Source organism: Nocardioides mangrovicus, from assembly GCF_003674065.1.
Classification (GTDB): Bacteria; Actinomycetota; Actinomycetes; order Propionibacteriales; family Nocardioidaceae; genus Marmoricola; species Marmoricola mangrovicus.
This window is the reverse complement of record NZ_RDBE01000006.1, coordinates 727340-734050: the sequence shown is the minus strand read 5'-3', so window position 1 is coordinate 734050 and position 6711 is coordinate 727340. Positions and strand designations below refer to the sequence as shown.

Sequence of the window (6711 nt, the reverse complement as noted above, 5' to 3'; positions counted from 1 at the left end):
GGTCGTCCGCGTCGACGGCGGCATCCGGATGCCGCCCAAGTGAGACCCGAGCTGTGAGACGGGCGCTCCCGCTCCTGCTCGCCGTCCTGCTGCTGACCGGCTGCTCGGTCGGGAGCAAGCAGGGGGCCACCGAGAGCTCCTCGCCTAGCCGGTCCGCGTCCAGCGGCACGCCGAGCTCGAGCGCTGGCACGCCAGCCGTCGCCTGGCGCGCCTGCGGCGGCTACCAGTGCGGCACGGTCACCGTCCCGCTCGACTACGCCGACCCGAGCGGTCGCAGCATCAAGCTCGCGTTGCTCAAGCGGTCGGCCACCGGCACGCGCACCGGCTCGCTGCTGGTCGACCCCGGCGGTCCGGGCGCCTCGGGCGTCGACTTCGCCAAGTCGGTCACCCTCCCGACGTCGGTGACCCAGCACGTCGACATCGTCGGCTTCGACCCCCGCGGCGTCGGGCAGAGCGAGCCGGCCCTGGACTGCCACTCCCACCTGCAGCAGATGTACGACGCCGACCCGACGATGGAGGACGCCGCCGACCGGGCCCACTACCTCGAGGTGAGCCGGGCCTACGTCGACGAGTGCGCCACCAAGGAGAAGGGACTGCTCTCCCACCTGGGCACCCTCGACGTGGCCCGCGACCTCGACCGCATCCGCGAGGCGCTGGGGGAGAAGCGGCTGAACTACCTCGGCTACTCCTACGGCACGGTCATCGGCCAGATGTACGCCCAGCTGTTCCCCACCCGTATCCGCACGATGGTGCTCGACGGGGTGGTCGACACCCAGCAGACCGGTCTGCAGGCCGCCGACGGCCAGGCGGTCGGCTTCGAAGACGCACTGCAGGCCTACCTGCGCTCCTACCCCGCCTCGCCGGTCACCCAGCTCATCGCGAAGGCCGAGGCCCAGCCGATCCCGGCGGCCTCGGAGGACCGGCCGGCCACTCCCGGAGTGGTGCAGCTCGCCATCGGCGCAGCCCTGTACAGCAAGGGATCCTGGCCGACCCTGAGCCAGGCGATCGACGACGGCATGCAGGGCGACGGCAGCGGTCTCGTCGAGCTCGCCGACAGCTACCTCGACCGTCAGCCCGACGGCAGCTACGGCAACGGCTTCGACATCTACTTCGCCGTGAGCTGCCTCGACAGCGCCTGGCCGACGAAGCCGTCGACGGTGTTCGCCAACGCCAAGGCGATCGCCGCGAAGGCCCCGGTCCTCGGCGAGGGACTGGTCAACGACTACGTGCGGTGCGCGCTGTGGCCGGTCAAGCCGCAGCCGCTGCCGCGTCTGACGGCGACGGGATCGCCGCCCATCGTCGTCGTCAGCACCACCGGCGACCCGGCCACGCCCTACGCCGCCGGCGTCAAGGTCGCGAACCGGCTGCCGCAGGGCGTGCTGATCACCAACGTCGGCGACGGCCACACCGTGTTCGGCCAGGGGAAGGCGTGTGTGGACGACGCGGTCGCGCGCTACCTAGTGGACGCCACGCCCCCGCAGGACGGGTTGCGCTGCCCCTGAGAAACCGACAGGGTCGGGAGAGTTCTCACTCGGGAGGAGACCCTGATGTCCCGTCTTGCCACCAGCCATGTGGTCGGCCCTGCGCTGGCGCTGACGCTGTCGGTCTCCGGAGCCGCGCTGGCTCCGGCGTTCGGCGATGCCCACGACCGATCCGGGCAGCAGCGGCGTCACCACCCGCACTACAACGTCAAGACGGCCAAGCAGGTCGGCACCGGGGGAGCGGTCAGCTCGGTCGACCCGGAGGCCTCCAAGATCGGCCGCCAGGTGCTGCGGCAGGGCGGCAACGCCACCGACGCGATCATCGCGATGGCCGCAGCGCTCGGCGTCACCGAGCCCTACAGCTCCGGCATCGGCGGCGGCGGCTACCTGGTGGTCTACGACGCCAAGCACAAGAAGACCCACGTCATCGACGGTCGCGAGACGGCGCCCCGCACGATGCCGACCGACGCGTTCGTCGACCCCAGCACCGGCAAGCCCTACAACTTCACCCCCGAGCTGGTCACCAGCGGCGTCTCGGTCGGCACGCCCGGGACGCCGGCCACGTGGGCCACGGCGCTGCGCAAGTGGGGCACGCTCAGCTTCGGCCAGGCGCTGCGGCCGGCGATCAAGCTCGCGCGTCGCGGGTTCGTCGTCGACTCGACGTTCCACCAGCAGACCGAGGAGAACAAGGCGCGCTTCTCGGCCTTCGACTCCACTCGCGAGCTGTACCTGCCCAACGGCGACGCCCGCCCGGTCGGTGCGGTCCAGAAGAACCCCGACCTGGCGCGCACCTACCGGCTGCTGGCCCGCAAGGGCGTCGAGGCGTTCTACCGCGGCCCGCTGGCCCGGCAGATCGCCCGCACCGCGCAGAACCCGCCGAAGCGGGCCGACACCACGCTGCCGGTGCCGAAGGGCTACCTGAGCGCCGGCGACCTCAAGCGCTACCGCGTGCTGGTCAAGAAGCCGACGCACGTGAAGTACCGCGGACTCGACGTCTACGGCGCCCCGCCGTCGACGTCGGGCGGCACCACGGTCGGCGAGGCGCTGCAGATCCTGCGCAACTTCGACCTGGGCAAGGAACCCCGCGTCCAGGCGCTCCACGACTACCTGGAGGCTAGCGCGCTGGCGTTCGCCGACCGCGGCGCCTACGTGGGCGACCCGCGCTACGTGAACGTGCCGGTCAAGCGGCTGCTCTCGCGTTCGTTCGGCCGCTCCCGTGCCTGCGCGATCGACCAGACGAAGGCCTTCACCACCCCGACCGCCGCCGGCGACCTCGGCGCCACCGGCTGCAGCACCGCGTCGACCGGCCGCACGGCTCCTGACACCGAGAACCTCAACACCACCAACCTCACCGCGGTCGACCGGCACGGCAACATCGCCGAGTACACGCTCACGATCGAGCAGACCGGCGGCTCCGGCATCGTCGTGCCCGGGCGCGGGTTCCTGCTCAACAACGAGCTGACCGACTTCACCAACGCCTACGACCCGACCGACCCGAACCGCATCCAGGGCGGCAAGCGGCCCCGGTCGTCGATCTCGCCGACCATCGTGATGAAGAAGGGCCGGCCGTGGCTCGCGCTGGGCTCGCCCGGCGGTGCCACGATCATCACCACCGTGCTGCAGACGCTGGTGAACCGGATCGACTTCGGAATGCCGATCGAGAAGGCCCTGGCCGCGCCCCGCGCCTCGCAGCGCAACACCGCCTCGACCCAGGCCGAGCAGGCGTTCATCGACACCTACGGCACCGCCCTGGGCGCGTTCGGCCACAGCTTCGCGGTGCCGGGCGCCCCCGGCACCAGCGCCGCGGAGATCGGCGCCGCGACCGCCGTCGAGCTGCGAGCCAACGGCACCCTCATCGCCGTCTCCGAACCCACCCGCCGAGGCGGCGGCTCCGCCCTGGTGGTCAAGCGCCGCTAGGGCGGCCGGCCGAGGAAGTCCCGCAGCGACCGTCTCGAAACCCGCGAACGGTCGGGCAGGGGCTTGGCTTCGAGACGGTGCTGGCGCACCTTCTCAGCCAGCCCGGCGGCCCATCCGGGCCAGCAGCCTGGTCTGCCGGTCGGCGCCGTCGGGGGCCTCGAGCGGGTCGTGGCAGGCGCCCTGGGTGTAGAGCATGTCGCCGAGGGCGTCCAAGTTGGCCTCGACGCTGTCCAGCTCGGCGCCGGTGAGCTCGACGTCGAGGCCCGCGGCGCGGCCCAGGTCCCAGCGGTGGACGGCCTGGTCGAAGCCGTAGAAGGAGGCCAGCTGCTTCTCCGGCGTCGTGGGGCCCATGAAGCCGTCGTACTCCCTGCGTGCGAAGCCCTCGTCGGCGAGCACCGAGCCGGCCTGCTCGACGTGGGCGTGCCAGCGCTCGGCCGGTCCGTCGCCGGGCAGTTCCGCCAGGTCGGCGCCTTGCTCGCGCAGGAACTTCTGCTCACCGCTCACGACGTGCTCGACGACGTCGGCGGCGGTCCACTCCTCGCACGGGCTCGGCGCGGACCAGTCCGTCACCGCGTCGACGACGTCGGTGAACCGCCGGCAGGTGGCCAGGTACTGCTCGGTCAGCTCGCTCATGCCCGCCAGCCTTCCGCGCGGCGGCGAGGGCCGCTAGAAGGAACGCGTCAGGGGCGGACGGCCTGCTCCAGCGTCCGCGCCGGGTGGCCGCCGACCCGCTCGACGTCGTCGCTCACCCGTGCCACCTCGCCGTCGCGGATGGCGGTGTAGGTGCTCACCCATGCGTCGAGCTGCCACTGCTCGCTCGACCAGCGGCGGCGGCTCTCGTAGGCCTCGGTCAGGCTCTCGTCGCGGAACGAGAACGGCCGGCCCAGCGCCTCGGTGAGCCGCTGCGCCGCCTCGGTCAGCGTGAGCGCCTCCGGGCCGGTGAGCTCGTACGTCGCGCCGACGTGGTCCGCGGGCGAGCGCAGGACGACGGTCGCGACGTCGGCGACGTCGGCCCGGGCGACGGCGGCCACCCGGCCCCCGCCCGCGGGACCGGCGATGACTCCGTCGGTGGCGAACAGCGGCAGCACGTCGGCGTAGAAGTTGTCGCGCAGGAAGGTGAACTCCATCCCGCTGGCACGGATGGCCTGCTCGGCGTCGTGGTGGTCGCGGCCGAGCGTGAACAGCGCGTCGGGCGACGCTCCGGCGAAGCTGGTGTAGACGACGTGGCGCACGCCCGCCCCGGCGGCCGCCTCGATGGCGGTGCGGTGCTCCTCGCGACGAGTGGCCGACTCGGCCGCCGAGACGAGCAGCAGCACGTCGACCCCGTCGAAGGCACGCAGGCACGCCTCGCGGTCGCCGTATGTCGCCTCCACCACCTCGGCACCCTGCCGCGGCGCCCGCGAGGCATCGCGCACCACGAGCCGGTCGACCTCGGGCCCCAGAGCCGTCGCCACCAGCCCGCCCAGCGCCCCGGTGGCGCCGGTGAGGGCGAGCATCAGGTGCCCTTGCGACCCTCGCCGCGCTCGTCGGGCGCGGAGGGGTAGCCGTGCAGCCGGCTGTCGTGCCGCTTGTTCGGCGGGTCGGGCGGGTTCTCGTCGAGGTGGGTGTGTGCGGCGGACTGCTCCGGCGCGGCGTCGGGGGAGGGGGCGTCGTCGGTGAAGGTCGGGACCTCTCCCGACGTCGCCGGCTCCTGGGAGCCACGCACCTTGCCCACGCGCTCGCTGCTGGTGCCCATGCCGCCGGAGAGGTCCTCGCTGAGGTGCTCGGTCACCTCGGGCTCGTCATCGCTCATACCCACAGCAAATCACTGTGCTCCGCCGCCGTGCCCGCCTAGGCTGGCTCACGTATGACGAACGCACCCGACGACTTCAGCCTCGCCACCGAGCTCGCCGCCACCGACGCCTGGGACGACCAGCCCGACCTGACCACCGGTGAGCTCGACCTGGCCGAGCGCCACGAGCTGCGCCGCGCGGCCGGCCTGCGCACCGAGCTGCAGGACATCACCGAGGTCGAGTACCGCCAGCTGCGGCTCGAGCGCGTGGTCCTCGTCGGGGTGTGGACCGAGGGCAGCATCGCGGACGCGGAGAACTCCATGGCCGAGCTCGCGCTGCTCGCCGAGACCGCCGGCTCGGAGGTGCTCGACGCCCTCTACCAGCGTCGCGACCGTCCCGACCCGGCCACCTACGTCGGTCGCGGCAAGGTCGAGGGGCTGCGCGAGGTGGTGGCGGCCACGGGCGCCGACACCGTGATCTGCGACGGTGAGCTCGCCCCCGGTCAGCTGCGCAACCTGGAGGACCGGCTCAAGGTCAAGGTCGTCGACCGCACCGCGCTGATCCTCGACATCTTCGCCCAGCACGCGAAGTCCAAGGAGGGCCAGGCGCAGGTCGAGCTGGCGCAGCTGAACTACATGAAGCAGCGGCTGCGCGGCTGGGGCGGCAACCTGTCCCGCCAGGCCGGCGGCCGGGTCGCCGGCGGCGCGGGCATCGGCGGCCGCGGGCCCGGTGAGACCAAGATCGAGACCGACCGGCGGCGCATCAACACCCGCATCGCCAAGCTGCGCCGCGAGCTCTCCCACCTCAAGACCACCCGGCAGACCCAGCGCTCGGAGCGTCGTCGCAACGCCGTCCCGAGCGTCGCCATCGCCGGCTACACCAACGCCGGCAAGTCCTCGCTGCTCAACCGGCTCACCGACGCCGGGGTGCTGGTCGAGGACGCGCTGTTCGCCACCTTGGACCCCACCACCCGTCGCACCACCACCGGCGACGGGCGCGTCTACACCCTCTCCGACACCGTCGGGTTCGTGCGCCACCTGCCCCACCAGCTGGTCGAGGCCTTCCGCTCGACGCTGGAGGAGGTGGCCGACGCCGACCTCGTGCTGCACGTCGTCGACGGCTCCCACCCCGACCCCGAGGGCCAGCTCGCCGCCGTGCGCGAGGTGCTCGGCGAGATCGGGGCCCAGCAGGTGCCGGAGCTGGTCGTGGTCAACAAGACCGACGCCGCCGACCCGCTGGTGGTCTCGCGGCTGCTCTCCCGCGAGCCGCACAGCGTCCCGGTCAGTGCGCGCACGGGCGAGGGCGTCGACAAGGTGCTGGCCGCGATCGAGGCGGACCTGCCCCGTCCCGCGGTCGAGCTGACCGCGCTCGTGCCGTACTCGCGCGGCGACCTGGTCAACCGGATCCACGAGCACGGCGAGGTGCTCTCGCTCGACCACACCGCCGACGGCACCCTCGTTCACGCGCGCGTGAACGAGGGACTGGCCCAGGCGCTGGCGGCGTTCGTGGGTGTGGGGGACGCCACGAACCGGTAGCGTCGC

6 protein-coding genes are annotated in these 6711 nt (G+C 72.7%); 3 read left to right on the top strand and 3 right to left on the bottom strand.

Features of this window, described 5'->3' with window-relative positions; genetic code table 11:
• Nucleotides 1–53: 53 nt before the first annotated feature.
• Nucleotides 54–1502, top strand: coding sequence for an alpha/beta hydrolase (locus tag D9V37_RS09445; protein WP_121805837.1), 1449 nt, complete (start codon nt 54–56; stop codon nt 1500–1502).
• A 45-nt stretch (nt 1503–1547) separates the two neighbouring features.
• On the top strand, nt 1548–3398 hold the full coding sequence (ggt, locus tag D9V37_RS09440; RefSeq protein ID WP_121805836.1) for a gamma-glutamyltransferase: 1851 nt from the start codon (nt 1548–1550) through the stop codon (nt 3396–3398).
• Nucleotides 3399–3491: 93 nt separating this feature from the next.
• Here ggt and D9V37_RS09435 read toward each other — a convergent pair whose 3' ends face one another.
• From D9V37_RS09435 to D9V37_RS09425, 3 genes are read right to left on the bottom strand one after another with little or no spacing between them, the layout of a single operon-like run.
• Nucleotides 3492–4031 (bottom strand): TIGR03086 family metal-binding protein, encoded by a 540-nt coding sequence (locus D9V37_RS09435; protein ID WP_121805835.1) that lies wholly within the window; start codon nt 4029–4031, stop codon nt 3492–3494.
• A gap of 47 nt (nt 4032–4078) precedes the next feature.
• Nucleotides 4079–4894: an SDR family oxidoreductase gene (locus tag D9V37_RS09430; protein WP_121805834.1), complete on the bottom strand. Its 816-nt coding sequence runs from the start codon at nt 4892–4894 to the stop codon at nt 4079–4081.
• Complete coding sequence (locus tag D9V37_RS09425; protein WP_121805833.1) at nt 4894–5190, bottom strand: hypothetical protein; 297 nt, start codon at nt 5188–5190, stop codon at nt 4894–4896. Before D9V37_RS09425 ends, D9V37_RS09430 begins: the two co-directional genes overlap by 1 nt.
• 54 nt (nt 5191–5244) lie before the next feature.
• Between D9V37_RS09425 and hflX the strand changes: the two genes are divergently transcribed.
• Nucleotides 5245–6705: a GTPase HflX gene (gene hflX / locus D9V37_RS09420; RefSeq protein ID WP_121805832.1), complete on the top strand. Its 1461-nt coding sequence runs from the start codon at nt 5245–5247 to the stop codon at nt 6703–6705.
• Nucleotides 6706–6711: the final 6 nt, after the last annotated feature.

Coding starts and splice junctions, on each gene's coding strand:
- ggt (WP_121805836.1), top strand. CDS start 1,548: ATGTCCCGTCTTGCCACCAGCCATGTGGTCGGCCCTGCGCTGGCGCTG.
- D9V37_RS09435 (WP_121805835.1), bottom strand. CDS start 4,031: ATGAGCGAGCTGACCGAGCAGTACCTGGCCACCTGCCGGCGGTTCACC.
- D9V37_RS09430 (WP_121805834.1), bottom strand. CDS start 4,894: ATGCTCGCCCTCACCGGCGCCACCGGGGCGCTGGGCGGGCTGGTGGCG.
- D9V37_RS09425 (WP_121805833.1), bottom strand. CDS start 5,190: ATGAGCGATGACGAGCCCGAGGTGACCGAGCACCTCAGCGAGGACCTC.
- hflX (WP_121805832.1), top strand. CDS start 5,245: ATGACGAACGCACCCGACGACTTCAGCCTCGCCACCGAGCTCGCCGCC.